Consider the following 16,995-nt stretch of genomic DNA (forward strand, 5'->3'; position numbering starts at 1 on the left):
AGCAGGAGGCAGGATCGAGCCCATGGCCAGGAAGAGCACCGTGCTGAAGGTGTCCAAGCTGAGGCGCGCCTACGGGCCCGTCACCATCGTCGAGGACTTCAGCCTCGAGGTGCGGGCGGGGGAGGCGGTGGCGCTCACCGGCCGCAACGGGTCCGGCAAGTCCACGGTGCTGCGGTGCCTGGTCGGCGCCGACCGTCCCGACGAGGGCACCGTCGAGGTGTGCGGCCACCCGGTGGTGGAGACCTCGGCCCGCACCCGCCGCGACGTGGCGACCGTGATCGACGACCTGGACTTCTTCCCCGACCTGTCGGTGGTGGAGCACCTGGACCTGCTGGCGCGGGCCCACGGCGTCCCCGACGCCGACGGGGTGGTGGACGAGGTGCTGGAGCAGGTGCAGCTGGTGCCGCAGTCCGGCCAGCTGCCGGGCACGCTGTCCTCCGGCCAGCGGCGCCGGCTCGGGCTGGCCACCGCCTTCGTCCGGCCCCGTGAGCTGCTGGTGCTGGACGAGCCCGAGGCGCGCCTCGACGTCGAGGGCGTCACGTGGCTGGCCAACCGGCTGCGGGCCGAGCGGCAGGACGGCCTGGCCATCGTCTTCGCCAGCCACGAGCCCAGCCTGGTGGACACCGTGGCCACCCGGGTGGTCGAGCTCGGAGCGCCGCGCGGATGAGCGGGGAGGAACGAGCCGGCACGCCCGAGCCCGAGGTGGAGGCCGCGGCGGAGGGCGCCTCCGACGCCGCCCCCGAGGACCCGGGGCCCGCCCTGCCGCCGGCGGTGACGGCCAAGGGGAGGCGCAGGCGGCGCAAGCAGCCGGCGCCGCCGCCGCGCGAGGAGGCCCTCACCGAGCGGCCGCTGGCGCTGTCCGGGCAGCCGCTGCCGGAGCCGGAGCAGCCGGTGCCGGTCACCAGGATCGCCTTCGACGACTGCGTCCCCGCCGACGAGCGCGAGCTGCTGCGGCTGATGCGGGACTGGCGGCGCGGACGGGCTACCCGCAAGCTGACCGAGGTGGTCTCCGACGCCTACGTGATGGTGTTCGGGGTGCTGATGGTCACCGCGATGGCGGTGAACGTGGTGCTGCAGGTGCAGACGAACGTCTCGGCCTGCACCACCGTGGCCTGCACCTCCGCCCGCTCCTACCTGCCGTGGGTCACCGGCGCGCTGTCCGCCGCGCTGGCGCTGTCGATGGCCCGGCTCTTCGGGCCCGTGCTGGCCTCCTCCGCCGAGGGGTCGTGGCTGATGTCGACGCCGATCCGCCGGTCGCGGCTGCTGCGTCCCCGGCTGGTGGCCGCGCTGGTCGTCGCGCTGCTGGCGGGCGCACTGCTGGCGGTGCTGGCCACCCTGCTCTCCGGTGCGGGTGCGGACGAGGTGACGGCCTGGACGGTGGCCACCGGTCTGCTGGCCACCGGCATGACCGCCTTCGCCGCCACCCAGCAGGTCGCCGACCACAGCGCCCCGGCCCGCTGGGGCGCGCGGCTGTTCGCACTGGCCGGGCTGGGCGTGCTGGGCCTGGTGGTGGCGCTCTCCGCCGGTTGGACCACCGTGCGGCTGCCCGGGGCGGAGCAGGTCGAGGTCGCGCTGGTCGTCGGCGCCGTCGGGCTGCTGCTCACCCTCGGCTGCGGACTCCTGGCCAACGCGCGGCTGGAGAAGATCCCGCGGCTGCGGCTGATGAGCGGCGGGTCGCTGGCCGCCGGGCTCTCCGGCGCCTTCTACGCCCTGGACCTCGGGCTGATCCACGACATCGTGGTGGAGCGCCGGGCCACCGAGCGCGGCCACGTCCGCGCGATGCGGGGCAGCGGCACCGGCACCACCGCGCTGGTGCTGCGGGAGCTGCAGCGCACCTCGCGCTCGCCGGCCGCGGTCCCGGCCGTGCTGGCCACCGTGGTGGTGCCCTACGCCGCCGACGCGCTGGGGCTGGCCTCGATCGCCCCCTTCCTCGGCGGGCTGGCCGTCTTCCTCACCCTCATCCCGCTGACCGGCGGGCTGCGGGTGCTGACCCGCAACAGCGGTCTGGCCCGCACGCTGCCCTTCACCACCGGCCAGATCCGGCTGGCCACCGTCGCCGTGCCGGCCGCGGTGGCGCTGGTCTGGGCCGTCGCCTCCACCGCCGCCTTCGTCGGCTTCGGCGAGGGGGCCGTCCCCCGGTCCGTGCCCGGGGCGCTGCTGGTGTCGCTGGTCACCGCCGCGGCCGGGCTGATGGGGGCCGTCCGCTGGACCACGGCCAAGCCGGTCAACTGGAGCGCGCCGATGGCCTCCACCCCCGCCGGTGCGTTCCCGCCCGGTCTGGTCACCGCCCCGATCCGCGGCATCGACATGGTGCTGCTGATCACCGCGCCGGTGCTGCTGGGCCTGTCCACCGTCTGGTCGCTCGTCGTGCTCGCGATCGTCGCCCTGGTGCTGCTCGGCGGCTTCAGCGGGGAGGGCCTGCGCGCCACCCAGGAGCAGCAGCGCCGCGAGCTGGAGAAGATGCGCCAGCAGCAGCGCCGCTGACGGGCCCCCGCCCCGCCCGTCCCCCCGGCCCGCCCGTCCACCCGCCCGGCCCCTGGACGCGTGTATGTCGTCCCGGTCACGCCCGGCGTGTCGCGGCGTGTCGTGATGTTCGCGGGCGACGGGCGACACGTTCTCAGGGGCGCCCGTCGTCACCTCCGGGCCGGCCGCTCCCGGGTGGTGCGGGCGGCGTCGAGGACGGGAGCGGGTGGCCACCGCCGGCTGCTCGGAGCGAGCTGCGGCGCCTCGGCCCTGCAGACGTGTACGCCGTCGGACACGGACACCGCGACACACCGCGACACGCCGACCGTGACCCAGACGACATACACGCGGGCAGGGGAGGGGTGCGCGGGTGGCACGGCGGGGCGGTTGGATGGTCCGGTGCGAGTGGAGCGGGTGGTCCCCGACCTGACCGTGACCGACCTCGAGGGCGCCGTCGCGGCGCACCGCGACGTGCTGGGGTGGTCGGTGCTCATGGACCACGGCTGGATCGTGACGCTGGGGGACGGCGAGGGCCACCAGCTCAGCCTCCTGACGGCGGACGCCTCCGCTCCGGTCAACCCCGCGGTGTCGGTCTTCGTCGACGACGTGGAGGAGGCGCTGCGACGGGCGACCGCTGCTGGTCTGGAGATCGTCCACCCCTGACCGAGGAGCCGTGGGGAGTCACCCGCTTCTTCTACCGCGACGCCCACGGCAACGTGGTCAACGTGGGCACCCACACCTGACCCCCGGGCGGGGAGGGTGCGCGTCAGCCGACGTAGCGGCGGCGGACGGAGGGGTCCACCTTCTCCACGGCGAGCCGGACGGCGGCCCGGGGCATCGTGGCGGCGTGCCGGTCGAGGAACGAGCTCAGCAGCAGGGGCACCCGCTCGCCGGCGTGCTTGAGGAAGATCCCGACGGCCTGGTGCACCACCGGCTCGGGGTCGGCGGCCAGCGCGGCCACCACCGCGAACCCGCCGGCCAGGTCGGACTCGGAGCCGGAGCGGACGAAGTACAGCGGCGCCGTGGCGGCGGTGCGGCGCCGCAGCGGCTGGGGGGAACGGGCCAGCTCGTGCAGCAGGCCGACGTCGCCGCCCACCAGCGGCGCCCCCACCACCCGGGGTGCGGCCCGGTCGACCATGTCCCAGGTGGTGATCCGGTCGTGGCGGCGCAGGTACAGCTCCGACAGCGCCCGGTCGCCCAGCGCCTCCCGCGCCTTGAAGTCCAGCACGCAGCAGGCGGCCATCCTCGGCTCGTAGGCGGGCTCGTCCAGCAGCCGCTCCACCTCCTCCAGCGGCATGCTGCGGGCCTCCGCGGCCACCGTGAACAGGTCACGCATCCGCATCCCGATGGCCGGCTCGTCCGGGGCCAGCCGACGCCGCACCCTGGGCAGCTCCTCGGGGTCGGCGAGCGACTCCAGCCGGGCCACCACCGCGCTGGCCGTGGTGCTCACCGGACCACCGCCCGCAGCGCGTCCCGCATCGGCACCAGCTTCGCCTCGGACTCGGCGACCTCGGCGTCGGGGTCGGAGTCGGCCACGATGCCGCAGCCGGCGTACAGGTGCAGGGTGGTCGGGTCGGCCGTGTCGAGCTGGCCGCAGCGCAGGGCGATCGCGAAAGCGCCGTCGCCGTGGGCGTCGACCCAGCCGACGGGTCCGGAGTAGCGCCCCCGGTCCAGCTCCTCCAGCTCGGCGACCAGCTCCCGGGCCACCTCGGTCGGGGTGCCGCACACCGCGGCGCTCGGGTGCAGGGCCGCGACCAGCTCCAGCACCGACGTGCCCGCAGCCGCGACCGCGGTGACGTCGGTGGCCAGGTGCAGCACGTTCGGCAGCTCCAGCACGTAGGGGGCGTCGGGCACGTTCATGCCGGTGCAGAAGGGGCTGAGCGCCTCCGCCACCGAGGCCACCGCGTACTCGTGCTCCTGCAGGTCCTTGGAGGAGGACGCCAGCGCGGTGGCCAGCGTCTCGGGGGTGGTCGCGCCGTGCACGCCGATGGTGCCGGCCAGCACCCGCGACGTCACCAGGCCGTCCTCGCGGCGCACCAGCATCTCGGGGCTGGCGCCCACCAGACCGTCGACCAGGAAGGTCCAGCAGCGGGGGTACTGCTCGTGCAGCCGGCGGGCCAGCCGGCCCAGCGGCAGCGGGCGGTCGGCCACGGCCGCCACCTGGCGGGCCAGCACCACCTTGTCCAGCTCGCCGGCCAGGATCCGCTTGACGCCCTGGGCCACCCGGTCGGCCCAGCCGTCGGCGTCCAGGCTCCCGGCCCGCTCGCTCACGGTGAGCGGCTCGGTCACGCCGGCCCGCTCCGTCCCGGCGGCGGGCAGCCCCGCCAGCAGCTCCTCGCGCCCGCGCGGCGGCCGGGCGAAGGGGCGTCCGGCGACCTCGACCAGCGTCGTGACGCCGTGGCGGTGCACCAGCGTCCACTCCGGCAGCACCAGCACCGGCAGCGCCCGGGTGCGCGCCGGGTCGAAGCAGAACGAGCCGAAGGCGGTGGCGGGCACCCCGGAGCTGTCTTCGGCCTCCTCCAGCCGCTCGACCACAGAGGCCCACCAGCCGGCCGCGTCGGCGACACCCTGCCCCGGCTCGGCGGCCCACCGGGCGGCCTCGCCGCCGGCCACCGCCGCGTCCGGGCCGCGCAGCCAGGCCTGCTCCACCCCGGCCGCGGGACCGGCCTCCAGCAGCGCCAGCAGGTCGTCGAGGCCGACCTCGGCCAGCTCCGTGCTGCGGACGAACAGGGGGGTGGAGCTGTGCACGAGCAGGGGAGCGACCACGCGCGCAGCCTACGCCCGCGCGACGGGGGCGCCGGCCGACCACCGGCCGGCCGGTAGCGATTTAGAGCACCGTCGCGTTGCGATATTCGCTCCACCATTCGCGCTCCGACAAGGGGGGACGCTCCCGGCACGGCCGTGTGCACTCCGGGTGCCGGTGTGCCTAGACTGACCGAGGTAGTGAACGATTTCACGAGCAGCAGGAGAGATCCCATGCCCAGCACCCCGGAGGGGGTCGTCGACGCCGACGTGGTCGTGGTGGGAGCCGGCCCGGCCGGCTCGGCCACCGCGACCCACCTGGCGCGTCGCGGGCTGGAGGTCGCCCTGCTCGAGAAGACGAGCTTCCCCCGCGAGAAGGTCTGCGGCGACGGGCTCACCCCCCGCGCCACCCGCCAGCTGATCCGCCTGGGCATCGACACCTCCGAGGCCGCCGGCTGGCGGCACAACAAGGGGCTGCGCATCTACGGCGGCGGCGGTCAGCCGTTCCTGCTCGACTGGCCCGACCTGTCCGACTTCCCGCCCTACGGCCTGGTGCGTCCCCGGTCCGACTTCGACGACCTGCTGGCCCGCAACGCGGTCTCGGCCGGCGCCACCCTGTACGAGCAGGCCAACGTGACCGAGCCCGTGCTCGACGAGCGCACCGGGCGCATCGTCGGCGTCCGCTGCAAGGACGGCCGCCGGTTCCGCGCCCCGCTGGTGGTCGCGGCCGACGGCAACTCCACCCGGCTGAGCCTGGCGATGGGCATCGCCAAGCGCGACGACCGCCCGATGGGGGTCGCGGTCCGCACCTACTACACCTCCCCGCGCACCGACGACGACTACCTCGAGTCCTGGCTGGAGCTGTGGGACGGCCCGCCGGGGGCGTCGAACCTGCTGCCCGGCTACGGCTGGATCTTCGGCATGGGCGACGGCACCTCCAACGTGGGCCTCGGCATCCTCAACACCTCCTCGGCCTTCGGCAAGACCGACTACCGGGCGTTGCTCAAGGCGTGGCTCGACACCACGCCGGAGGAGTGGGGCTACCGCGACGAGAACATGACCGCACCGGTGCGCGGCGCCGCGCTGCCGATGGGCTTCAACCGCCAGCCGCACTACGACCGGGGCCTGCTGCTGGTCGGCGACGCCGGCGGCATGGTCAACCCGTTCAACGGCGAGGGCATCGCCTACGCCCTGGAGGCCGGCGAGTACGCCGCGGACGCGATGACCGAGGCGCACCGCCGTGGCGTGGGCACGCCCAGCGCGGAGCGGGCGCTGCAGGGCTACCCGGCCCGGCTCAAGGCAGAGCTCGGCGGCTACTACCGTCTCGGCGGCGTGTTCGTGAAGCTGATCGGCAACCCGCAGGTGATGCGGCTGTGCACCCGCTACGGGCTGCCGCGGCGGACGCTGATGCGCTTCACCCTCAAGCTGCTGGCCAACCTGACCGACGCCCGCGACGGCGACGCGATGGACAAGGTGATCAACCAGCTGTCCCGACTGGCACCGGCGGCGTAGGGACTCGACCGGCATGAGCAGCGGGGCTTCGACGGAGAGGCAGGTGCGGTGAACGACGTCTACACACCCATCGTCGTGCTGTTGGCGATCGCGGCCGCGTTCGTGGCGGTCAGCGTGGTCACCAGCGTGCTGGTCGGGCCGCGCCGCTACAACCGCGCCAAGTACGAGTCCTACGAGTGCGGCATCCAGCCCACGCCGCACGCCGTCGGCGGCGGCCGGGTGCCGATGAAGTACTACATCACCGCCATGCTCTTCATCGTCTTCGACATCGAGATCGTCTTCCTGTACCCGTGGGCGGTCAGCTTCGACCAGCTCGGCACCTTCGCCCTGGTCGAGATGGTGCTGTTCGTGCTGACCGTCTTCATCGCCTACGTGTACGTGCTGCGTCGAGGGGGCCTCGAGTGGGACTGACCTGTGCGGGGCTGGCCGGGATGGGGCTGGCCGGGGTGGGGCTGGATGGGGGACCGGCGCGGGACGTCCGCGGCCGGGGCGACGGACGGAACCTGAGGAGGGCACGCTGATGGCCGGTGGACTCGAGGACAACGTCCCCAGCGGGGTGCTGCTGACCAGCGTCGAGGGCCTGTTCGGCTGGATGCGGCAGGCCTCGTTCTGGCCCGCGACCTTCGGGCTGGCCTGCTGCGCGATCGAGATGATGACCTACGGCGCCCCCCGCTACGACTCCGGGCGCTGGGGCCAGGAGGTCTTCCGGGCCTCGCCGCGCCAGGCCGACCTGATGATCGTGGCCGGGCGGGTGAGCCAGAAGATGGCCCCGGTGCTGCGCCAGATCTACGACCAGATGCCCAACCCCAAGTGGGTGATGGCCATGGGCGTCTGCGCCAGCAGCGGCGGGATGTTCAACAACTACGCGATCGTTCAGGGCGTGGACCACGTCGTCCCGGTCGACATGTACGTCCCCGGCTGCCCGCCCCGCCCGGAGATGCTGATCGACGGCATGTTCAAGCTGCGCAAGAAGGTGCAGCACGCGCCGATCGGCGTCAACGAGGAGCGCTTCTACGCCGAGCTCGAGGCCAAGCAGCAGCTGCAGCCGGCCACCTCCGAGCTGAAGGGGCTGCTGCGATGACCCCGGCCGGGACCGGACCCGAGAAGGACGTCCGGCGCGCCGAGGAGCACGCGCCCGTGGAGGGCGTCGAGCGCGAGGACACCACCGCCAGCGACACCGACCTGGAGCCCGCCGGCGGCAGCGCCGACGTGACCGCCGCCGAGGCGGGCTTCGGCGAGGGCGGACGGCGCCGGGTGCTGGAGGTCCGCCGCGGCATGTTCGGCGCGGCCAGCGGCGCCGACACCTCGGGCTACGGCCGGCTGCAGCGGGCGGTCGAGATGCCCCAGCCGACCTCGCGCCCCTACGGCGGCTGGTTCGACACCGTGGCCGACGAGATGGCGGCCGTGGTGCCGTCGGGCTCGGTCACCGGCGTGGTGGTCCACCGCGGCGAGGTGACCTTCGAGGTGGCCCGCGAGCACCTGCTGGCGGTGGCCCGCGTGCTCCGCGACACCCCGACGCTGCGCTTCGAGCACTGCGCCTCGGTCTCCGGCGTGCACTTCCCGACCCTGGAGGGGGCCGAGCTGCACGTCGTCTACCACCTGCAGTCGATGACCCACAACCGCCGGATCCGGCTCGAGGTCAGCTGCCCCGAGTCCGACCCGCACGTGCCCAGCGTGGTGGCCGTCTACCCGGCCGCCGACTGGCACGAGCGTGAGACCTGGGACATGTTCGGCGTGGTCTTCGACGGCCACCCCGCGCTGACCCGGGTGCTGATGCCCGACGACTGGCCGGGCCACCCGCAGCGCAAGGACTACCCGCTCGGCGGGATCGACATCGAGTACAAGGGCGCTGTCGTCGCACCACCGGAGACGCGGAGGAGCTACTCATGAGCACCGTGCAGGACCAGCACGTCGACCCCTTCGGCGCGGCCGGGGAGCCGGTCGAGGGGCGGGTCTACACCGCCAGCGGGCAGGACTGGACCGACATCGCCGACCGCCAGGCCGAGCGCGGCGACGAGCGGATCGTGGTCAACATGGGTCCGCAGCACCCCTCCACGCACGGCGTGCTCCGGCTCGTGCTGGAGATGGAGGGCGAGTCGGTGCTCGAGGCCCGCTGCGGCATCGGCTACCTGCACACCGGCATCGAGAAGAACATGGAGGTGCGCAACTGGACCCAGGGCGTCACCTTCTGCACCCGGATGGACTACCTCGCCTCGCTGTTCCAGGAGGTCGCCTACTGCCTCTCGGTGGAGCGCCTGCTCGGCATCGAGGACCAGGTGCCGGAGAAGGCCACGGTGATGCGGGTGCTGCTGATGGAGCTCAACCGCATCTCCAGCCACCTGGTCTGCATCGCCACCGGCGGCATGGAGATCGGCGCGCTGACGGTGATGACGATCGGCTTCCGCGACCGGGAGATGATCCTGGACGCCTTCGAGCTGATCACCGGGCTGCGGATGAACCACGCCTTCATCCGCCCGGGCGGGGTGGCCAACGACCTGCCCGACAACGCCATCGCCAAGCTCCGCGACACGGTGGCCTGGCTGAAGAAGCACCTGCCCGAGTACGCGGCGTTCTGCAACGAGAACCCGATCTTCAAGGGACGCCTGGAGGGCGTGGGCCACCTGGACCTGACCGGCTGCATGGCGCTGGGGATCACCGGACCGGTGCTGCGCTCGACCGGCTTCGACTGGGACCTGCGCAAGAAGCAGCCCTACTGCGGCTACGAGACCTACGACTTCGAGGTGGCCACCTGGGACACCGCCGACGCCTACGGCCGGTTCCGGGTGCGCCAGGAGGAGATGTGGCAGAGCCTGCGCATCGTCGAGCAGTGCATCGACCGGCTCGAGGGCATGGTGGGTGAGCCGGTGATGGTGGCCGACACCAAGATCGCCTGGCCGGCGCAGATGTCCATCGGCCCGGACGGCATGGGCAACTCCCACGAGCACATCAAGCACATCATGGGTGAGTCGATGGAGGCCCTGATCCACCACTTCAAGCTGGTGACCGAGGGCTTCCGGGTGCCGCCCGGGCAGGCCTACGTGCCCGTCGAGCACCCCCGGGGCGAGCTCGGGGCGCACCTGGTCTCCGACGGCGGCACCCGCCCCTACCGGGCGCACTTCCGCGACCCCAGCTTCAGCAACCTGCAGGCCATGCCGATCATGTGCGAGGGCGCGATGATCTCCGACGTGGTGGTGGCCGTGGCCAGCCTCGACCCGGTGATGGGGGGTGTCGACCGATGAGCAGCACGACCCTGTGGCACCGCGGCGACGCAGTCGCCCCCGTCGACCCGGTCGTGCTGCGACGTCGGGTCGAGACCCAGAAGGACGGTGTCGACCGATGAGCAGCACGACCATCCGGTACCGCGGCGACGCAGTCGCCCCCGTCGACCCGGTCGTGCTGCGACGTCGGGTCGAGACCCGGAAGGACGGTGTCGACCGATGAGCGGCACGAACGGCCACCTGGCCGACCACAGCGGGCACCACTTCACCACCCACTTCGTGGAGTCCGGGGGCGTCGACTTCGACGGCGACCAGACGACCGCGCTGACCGAGACCCACCTGGAGGAGATGCGCCAGATCGCGGCGCGCTACCCGCAGCCGCGGTCGGCGCTGCTGCCGATGCTGCACCTGGTGCAGTCGGTCGAGGGGCGGGTCAGCCCCGCCGGCATCGAGGCCTGCGCCGACGTGCTGGGGATCAGCGCCGCCGAGGTGAGCGGCGTGGCCACCTTCTACACGATGTACAAGCGCAAGCCGGTGGGCCGCCACCACGTCGGTGTCTGCACCACCGCGCTCTGCGCGATCCTCGGCGGGGACGAGGTGCTGGCCACGCTCCAGCGCCACCTCGGCGTCGGCAACGACGAGACCACCGAGGACGGGGCCATCACCCTGGAGCACATCGAGTGCAACGCGGCCTGCGACTACGCGCCGGTGATGATGGTCAACTGGGAGTTCTTCGACCAGGTGACCCCGGAGTCGGCGGTCGAGGTCGTCGACGCCCTGCGCGAGGGCCGCGAGGTGGTGGCCAGCCGGGGCGCGCGGATCTCCTCCTGGCGCGAGGCCGAGCGGGTGCTCGCCGGGTTCCCCGACAACCGCGCCGACCACGGCCCGACGGCGGGGGAGCGCTCCCTGCTCGGGCTGCGGATCGCCCGCGAGCACGGCTGGGCCGCACCCAGCCCCCAGGTGGCCGAGGAGGTCGAGCCCGAGGTGGCCGGACCGGCCGCCTCCGAGGCCGAGGCGGTCGGCGACGGCCAGCCCGACAGCAGCCGCCGGGGCGCCGCCGAGCGCAGCACCGCCGAGGCCGACGCCGGCACCAGCACCGACTCCGAGCACGCCCGGGGGACGACCCCCGGACCCGAGGCGAAGACCTCCGGCGCCCAGGCGTCGGGTGAGGACCAGGAGACGACGTGACCGACACCCTGACCCCCGTGCTGTCCGCCTCCTGGGGCGACGAGCGGGCGTGGAAGCTCGGCAACTACGAGCGCACCGGTGGGTACACCGCCCTGCGCAGCGCGCTGCAGATGGCCCCCGAGGAGGTCGTCGGGCTGGTCAAGGACTCCGGGCTGCGCGGCCGCGGCGGCGCCGGGTTCCCGACGGGGATGAAGTGGTCGTTCGTGCCCAAGGACAACCCCAACCCCACCTACCTGGTGGTCAACGCCGACGAGTCAGAGCCCGGCACCTGCAAGGACATGCCGCTGATGATGGCGACGCCCCACACGCTGGTCGAGGGCGTCATCATCTCCGCCTACGCGATCAAGGCCAGCTACGCCTTCATCTACGTCCGCGGCGAGGTGCTGCACGTCGTGCGCCGGCTGCAGCAGGCCGTCCGCGAGGCCTACTCCGCCGGCTACATCGGCTCCAACGTGCTCGGCAGCGGCTACGACCTCGAGGTCGTCGTGCACGCGGGCGCCGGGGCCTACATCTGCGGCGAGGAGACGGCCCTGCTCGACTCCCTGGAGGGACGCCGCGGCCAGCCCCGGCTGCGGCCGCCGTTCCCCGCGGTGGCCGGTCTGTACGCCAGCCCGACGGTGATCAACAACGTCGAGTCGATCGCCTCGGTGCCCAGCATCGTGGCCAACGGTGCGGACTGGTTCGCCTCGATGGGCACCGAGAGGTCCAAGGGCATGACGCTGTACTCGCTGTCCGGGCACGTGGCCAACCCGGGCCAGCTCGAGGCCCCGCTGGGCATCACGCTGCGCCAGCTGCTGGACCTCACCGGCGGGATGCGCGCCGGCCACCAGCTGAAGTTCTGGACCCCGGGCGGCTCCTCCACCCCGATCCTCACCCCCGAGCACATCGACCTGCCGCTGGACTACGAGGGCATGGCCGCCGCCGGCTCGATGCTGGGGACCAAGGCGCTGCAGTGCTTCGACGAGACCACCTCGGTGGTGCGCAGCACGCTGCGCTGGGTCGAGTTCTACAAGCACGAGTCGTGCGGCAAGTGCACCCCCTGCCGGGAGGGCTCCTGGTGGCTGGTGCAGATCCTGATGCGGCTCGAGGCTGGCCAGGGCGTCGAGGGCGACATCGAGAAGATCCTCGACCTCTGCGACAACATCGGCGGACGCTCCTTCTGCGCCCTGGCCGACGGCGCGGTGGCCTGCGTCACCTCGGCGATCAAGCACTTCCGCGAGGAGTTCGAGGCCGGCATGCACACCCCCGCCTGGGAGCTGCTGCCCTACGAGCGCAGCACGGTCTTCATCCGCAGCGAGCAGCCGGCAGGAGGAGTGCGATGACCGTCACCGACCGCAAGGACGGCGCCGACGTCGAGGTGGCCGAGCAGCTGGTCACCGTCACCATCGACGACACCCAGGTGCAGGTCCCCAAGGGCACGCTGGCCATCCGCGCCGCCGAGCTCATCGGCGTGGCCATCCCGCGCTTCTGCGACCACCCGCTGCTGGACCCCGTCGGGGCCTGCCGGCAGTGCCTGGTCGAGGTCCCCGACATGGGCAACGGGCGCGGCATGCCCAAGCCGCAGGCCTCCTGCACCCTCGAGGTGGCCGACGGGATGCAGATCCGCACGCAGCTGACCTCGCCGGTGGCCGACAAGGCCCAGCACGGCATGATCGAGATGCTGCTGCTCAACCACCCGCTGGACTGCCCGGTCTGCGACAAGGGCGGGGAGTGCCCGCTGCAGAACCAGGCGATGAGCAACGGACGCGGGGAGTCCCGCTTCGAGGCGGTCAAGCGCACCTACCCCAAGCCGGTCTCCATCTCCGCGCAGGTGCTGCTGGACCGCGAGCGCTGCGTGCTCTGCGCCCGCTGCACCCGCTTCTCCGAGCAGATCGCCGGCGACCCGTTCATCGCGCTGGTCGAGCGGGGCGCGCTGCAGCAGGTGGGGATCTACGAGCGTGAGCCCTTCGAGAGCTACTTCTCGGGCAACACCATCCAGATCTGCCCGGTCGGGGCGCTGACCTCGGCCGCCTACCGGTTCCGGGCACGGCCGTTCGACCTCACCTCCACCCCCTCGGTCGGCGAGCACGACGCCTGCGGCGCCGCGATCCGCGTCGACCACCGGCGCGGCGAGGTGATGCGCCGGCTGGCCGGCGACGACCCCGAGGTCAACGAGGAGTGGATCACCGACAAGGACCGCTTCGCCTTCCGCTACGGCCGCGGCGAGGACCGGCTGCGCACCCCGCTGGTCCGCGAGGACGGCGTGCTGCGCCCGGCGTCCTGGCCGGAGGCCATCGACGTGGCGGTGGCGGGGCTGCGACGCGCCGGCCGTGACGTCGGCGTGCTGACCGGCGGCCGGCTCACGCTGGAGGACGCCTACGGCTACTCCCGCTTCGCCCGCACCGTGCTGGGCACCGACGACATCGACTTCCGCGCCCGCCCGCTGTCGCAGGAGGAGGCGGACTTCCTGTCCCGGCACGTCGCCGGCCGCGCCGACGTGGTCTACGCCGACGTCGAGAAGGCCTCCGGCGTGCTGATGGTGGCCTTCGAGCCGGAGGAGGAGGCCGGCACGCTGTTCCTGCGGCTGCGCAAGGCCTCCCGCCGGTCGGGGGTGCCGAGCTGGACGGTGGCGCCGTACCTCAGCAACGGGGCCCGCAAGGCCGGTGCCGTGCTGGTGCCCGCCGCTCCCGGCGCCGAGCCGCAGGTGCTCGCCGGGCTGGAGGAGCACATCCCCCTCGACGCCGGCTCCATCATCTTCGTCGGGGAGCGTGCGGCGGTGCTGCCGGGCACGCTGACCGCGGTGGCGGAGCTGGCGGAGCGGACCGGGGCCCGGCTGGCCTGGGTGCCGCGCCGGGCCGGCGACCGCGGGGCCCTCGAGGCCGGCTGCCTGCCCGGGCTGCTACCCGGCGGCCGCCCGCTCGCCGACCCGCGGGCGCGGGTCGACTGCCTCAGCGTCTGGGAGCTCGGCCGCGAGCTGCAGGCCACGCCCGGCCGCGACGCCGAGCAGATGCTGGCCGCCGCCGCCACCGGCGAGCTGCGGGCCCTCGTCGTCTCCGGCGTGGACCCGGGCGACTTCGCCGACCCGGCCGCGGTGCTGCGCGGGCTGGAGGAGGTCGGCTTCCTGGTCAGCGTGGAGAACCGGCTCAGCGAGGTGACGGCCCGCGCCGACGTCGTGCTGCCGGTCTCGCTCGTGGAGGAGCGTCCCGGCACCTTCGTCACCTGGGAGGGCCGCCGTCGCGAGTTCGGCGTGGTGATCCGCCACGCCAACCCGATGACCGACCTGCGGGTGCTGGCCGCGCTGGCCGACGCCCTCGGTCACGACCTCGGCATCCGCACCGTCGCCGACGCCCGCCGCGAGATCGCCCAGTTCGACCCCTGGACCCGCGACCGGGCGCTGCCGGGCGGGTCGGGCCCCTCGCCCGCCCCCGCGACCCCCGTGGCCCCGGCGGCGGCGCCGGACGGCGGCCGGGCAGACGGCGGCCGGGCGGACGGCGGGCACCAGCTCCTCCTCGCCACCTGGCGGATGATGCTGGACCCGAGCCGGGCGCTGGACAACGAGCCCCACCTGCTGGCCACGGCGCGGCGCCCGGTGGCCCGGGTGAGCCAGGCCACCGCCCGGCGGGCCGGGCTGGTCGAGGGCGAGGGCGTCCGGCTGGTGGGCCCGCGCGGCGAGGCCGTGCTGCCGGTCCACGTCACCGCCGGGATGGTCGACGACGTCATCTGGGTGCCCACCCTGGCCGCGGGCATCTCGGTGCCCGCGCTGGGCCTGGGCGCCGGACGCCCGGTCACGGTGCACCCGGCCGCCCTGCCGGCCACCCCGCACCCCGGGGCCGCCGTCCCGGTCGGCGAGGGTGCGCTGCCGGGTGCCGGGGTGGACGTGCAGCACGAGGAGCAGGGAGGAGTGGCATGACCCCGCTGGACCTGTCGCTGTTCGGCGCCGACCCCTGGTGGGTGGTGCTGCTCAAGGGGCTGTTCGTCTTCGTCCTGCTGCTGCTGCTGACGCTGTTCAACATCGTCTTCGAGCGCAAGGTCGTGGGGCGGATGCAGCACCGCAAGGGCCCCACCATGAACGGTCCCTTCGGCTGGCTGCAGTCGTTGGCCGACGGCATGAAGCTGATGTTCAAGGAGGACTTCATGCCGGCCGGCGCCGACCGGCTGGTGTTCAACCTGGCGCCCTTCCTCTCCGCGGTGCCGGCGCTGACCGCCTGGGCGGTGATCCCCATCGCCGGCCCGGTCACCGTCCCCTTCACCGACCGGCAGACCAACCTGCAGCTGACCGACCTGCCGATGGCGGTGCTGTTCCTGCTGGCCATCGCCTCGATCGGCATCTACGGCATCGTGCTGGCCGGCTGGTCCTCCGGCTCCACCTACTCCCTGCTCGGCGGGCTGCGCTCGAGCGCCCAGATGATCTCCTACGAGATCGCCATGGGGCTGTCCCTGGTGGCGGTCTTCCTCAAGGCGCAGTCGATGGCCACCTCCGAGATCGTCGAGGCCCAGCAGCAGACGATGCAGGTGCTCGGCACCGACACCGGCATCCCGGGCTGGTACGCGCTGCTGCTGCTGCCGTCCTTCGTGATCTACCTGATCTCCATGGTCGGCGAGACCAACCGGGCGCCGTTCGACCTGCCGGAGGCCGAGGGCGAGCTGGTCGGCGGGTTCCACACCGAGTACTCCGGCATGCGCTTCGCCATGTTCTTCCTGGCCGAGTACATCAACATGGCCACCGTCTCGGCCATCGCCGTCACCCTGTTCCTGGGCGGCTGGCACGCGCCGTGGCCGCTCAGCGGCATCGAGGGCATCGACGCCGGCTACCTGGGCGCGGTGTGGTTCCTGGCCAAGGTCGTGCTGCTGATCTTCGTCTTCGTCTGGCTGCGCGGCACCCTGCCGCGGTTCCGCTACGACCAGTTCATGAAGCTGGGCTGGAAGTGGCTGATCCCGCTGTCGCTGGGCTGGACCATGGCCGTGGCGGTGCTGGAGCGGGCCCAGGCGGCCGGCTGGTTCAGCAACCGCGCCTTCCTGCTCGCGGCCGGGCTGCTGCTGGTGCTGGCGTTCGCGCTGATCCTGTTCGGCGGCCGGGAGCCGGAGCCGGCGACCGAGGAGGACAGCACCGACTTCGACCCGTTCGCGGGCGGCTACCCCGTCCCGCCGCAGCGCGGGCAGCAGCTGCCCGAGATGGCCGGGGTGCTCCGTCCCGAGGAGCCCCCGCGGCCCGGCACCCGCACCGGAGAAGAGGAGAGGTCCTGATGGGAGTGCTCGACAGCGTCGCGGGGTTCGGCGTGACGTTCCGGACCATGTTCCGCAAGACGTTCACCGAGGACTACCCGACGAAGCCGAAGATCACCGCCCCCCGGTTCCACGGCCGTCACCAGCTCAACCGCTGGCCGGACGGGCTGGAGAAGTGCGTCGGCTGCGAGCTCTGCGCCTGGGCCTGCCCGGCCGACGCCATCTACGTCGAGGGCGCGGCCAACACCGAGGAGGAGCGCTACTCCCCGGGGGAGCGGTACGGGCGGGTGTACCAGATCAACTACCTGCGCTGCATCCTGTGCGGGCTGTGCATCGAGGCCTGCCCCACCCGCGCGCTCACCATGACCAACGAGTTCGAGCTCTCCGACGTGTCCCGCGAGTCGCTGATCTACGAGAAGCACCAGCTGCTGGCGCCGCTGCTGCCGGGCATGGAGGAGCCGCCGCACCCGCGCCGGCTCGGCGCCGACGAGCAGGAGTACTTCCTCGGGCTGCCCAGCACCGGCGTGCCCGACACCCGCACCGGGACCCGCCCGCCGGGTGAGACCGGCGAGCGGGTGCAGGACGCCCGTCACGCCGAGGCCGGAGCCAAGGTGTCGGCCGCCACCGAGCCGCGCCGGGCGACGAGCCAGGGGGGCGACCTGTGATCCCG

Annotated in this window: 14 protein-coding genes and 1 pseudogene; 13 read left to right on the forward strand and 2 right to left on the reverse strand. The window is 73.3% G+C overall.

The window, feature by feature from the left end; genetic code table 11:
* Window positions 1-22: 22 nt before the first annotated feature.
* From GC722_RS05680 to GC722_RS05690, 3 genes are all read left to right on the forward strand, one after another.
* Window positions 23-667 carry an ABC transporter ATP-binding protein gene (locus GC722_RS05680; RefSeq protein ID WP_156608635.1) on the forward strand — a complete coding sequence of 215 codons (645 nt, stop codon included), beginning with the start codon at window positions 23-25 and terminating at the stop codon, window positions 665-667.
* Window positions 664-2,484: a DUF6297 family protein gene (locus GC722_RS05685; protein ID WP_156608637.1), complete on the forward strand. Its 1,821-nt coding sequence runs from the start codon at window positions 664-666 to the stop codon at window positions 2,482-2,484. Before GC722_RS05680 ends, GC722_RS05685 begins: the two co-directional genes overlap by 4 nt.
* 378 nt (window positions 2,485-2,862) lie before the next feature.
* A complete protein-coding gene (locus tag GC722_RS05690) occupies window positions 2,863-3,126 on the forward strand; it encodes a VOC family protein (RefSeq protein WP_231747395.1) in 264 nt (87 codons plus the stop codon).
* Between the two features lie 103 nt (window positions 3,127-3,229).
* On the opposite strand, the gene GC722_RS05695 is transcribed toward GC722_RS05690, so the two are convergent.
* Window positions 3,230-3,913: a DNA alkylation repair protein gene (locus GC722_RS05695; RefSeq protein WP_197429839.1), complete on the reverse strand. Its 684-nt coding sequence runs from the start codon at window positions 3,911-3,913 to the stop codon at window positions 3,230-3,232.
* A complete protein-coding gene (locus GC722_RS05700) occupies window positions 3,910-5,229 on the reverse strand; it encodes an isochorismate synthase (protein WP_331714417.1) in 1,320 nt (439 codons plus the stop codon). The genes GC722_RS05695 and GC722_RS05700 overlap by 4 nt, the downstream gene beginning before the upstream one ends.
* 210 nt (window positions 5,230-5,439) lie before the next feature.
* On the opposite strand from GC722_RS05700, the gene GC722_RS05705 reads away from it, so the two are divergent.
* The 10 genes and pseudogenes from GC722_RS05705 (at window position 5,440) to nuoI (ending at window position 16,990) form a co-directional block, all read left to right on the forward strand.
* Entirely contained in the window at window positions 5,440-6,717 is a 1,278-nt protein-coding gene (locus GC722_RS05705) for a geranylgeranyl reductase family protein (protein WP_156608639.1), read from the forward strand.
* A gap of 48 nt (window positions 6,718-6,765) precedes the next feature.
* A complete protein-coding gene (locus GC722_RS05710; RefSeq protein WP_331714418.1) occupies window positions 6,766-7,128 on the forward strand; it encodes an NADH-quinone oxidoreductase subunit A in 363 nt (120 codons plus the stop codon).
* A 109-nt stretch (window positions 7,129-7,237) separates the two neighbouring features.
* Window positions 7,238-7,798: a NuoB/complex I 20 kDa subunit family protein gene (locus GC722_RS05715; RefSeq protein WP_156608641.1), complete on the forward strand. Its 561-nt coding sequence runs from the start codon at window positions 7,238-7,240 to the stop codon at window positions 7,796-7,798.
* A complete protein-coding gene (locus GC722_RS05720; protein ID WP_156608643.1) occupies window positions 7,795-8,607 on the forward strand; it encodes an NADH-quinone oxidoreductase subunit C in 813 nt (270 codons plus the stop codon). Before GC722_RS05715 ends, GC722_RS05720 begins: the two co-directional genes overlap by 4 nt.
* Window positions 8,604-9,956 (forward strand): NADH-quinone oxidoreductase subunit D, encoded by a 1,353-nt coding sequence (locus GC722_RS05725; protein WP_156608645.1) that lies wholly within the window; start codon window positions 8,604-8,606, stop codon window positions 9,954-9,956. Before GC722_RS05720 ends, GC722_RS05725 begins: the two co-directional genes overlap by 4 nt.
* A 198-nt stretch (window positions 9,957-10,154) precedes the next feature.
* Window positions 10,155-11,123 carry an NADH-quinone oxidoreductase subunit NuoE gene (gene nuoE / locus GC722_RS05730; RefSeq protein WP_156608646.1) on the forward strand — a complete coding sequence of 323 codons (969 nt, stop codon included), beginning with the start codon at window positions 10,155-10,157 and terminating at the stop codon, window positions 11,121-11,123.
* The gene (gene nuoF / locus GC722_RS05735; protein ID WP_331714419.1) at window positions 11,120-12,445 is read left to right on the forward strand and encodes an NADH-quinone oxidoreductase subunit NuoF; all 1,326 of its coding nucleotides are present in this window, start codon (window positions 11,120-11,122) and stop codon (window positions 12,443-12,445) included. Before nuoE ends, nuoF begins: the two co-directional genes overlap by 4 nt.
* Window positions 12,442-14,895, forward strand: a pseudogene (locus tag GC722_RS05740) (NADH-quinone oxidoreductase subunit G); the annotation flags it as partial. The gene nuoF and the pseudogene GC722_RS05740, both read left to right, overlap by 4 nt.
* A 113-nt stretch (window positions 14,896-15,008) precedes the next feature.
* Window positions 15,009-16,346, forward strand: coding sequence for an NADH-quinone oxidoreductase subunit NuoH (gene nuoH / locus GC722_RS05745; RefSeq protein ID WP_156608650.1), 1,338 nt, complete (start codon window positions 15,009-15,011; stop codon window positions 16,344-16,346).
* Window positions 16,346-16,990 carry an NADH-quinone oxidoreductase subunit NuoI gene (gene nuoI / locus GC722_RS05750; RefSeq protein ID WP_156608652.1) on the forward strand — a complete coding sequence of 215 codons (645 nt, stop codon included), beginning with the start codon at window positions 16,346-16,348 and terminating at the stop codon, window positions 16,988-16,990. The genes nuoH and nuoI overlap by 1 nt, the downstream gene beginning before the upstream one ends.
* Window positions 16,991-16,995: the final 5 nt, after the last annotated feature.

The organism is Auraticoccus cholistanensis (assembly GCF_009742705.1).
Lineage (GTDB): Bacteria > Actinomycetota > Actinomycetes > Propionibacteriales > Propionibacteriaceae > Auraticoccus > Auraticoccus cholistanensis.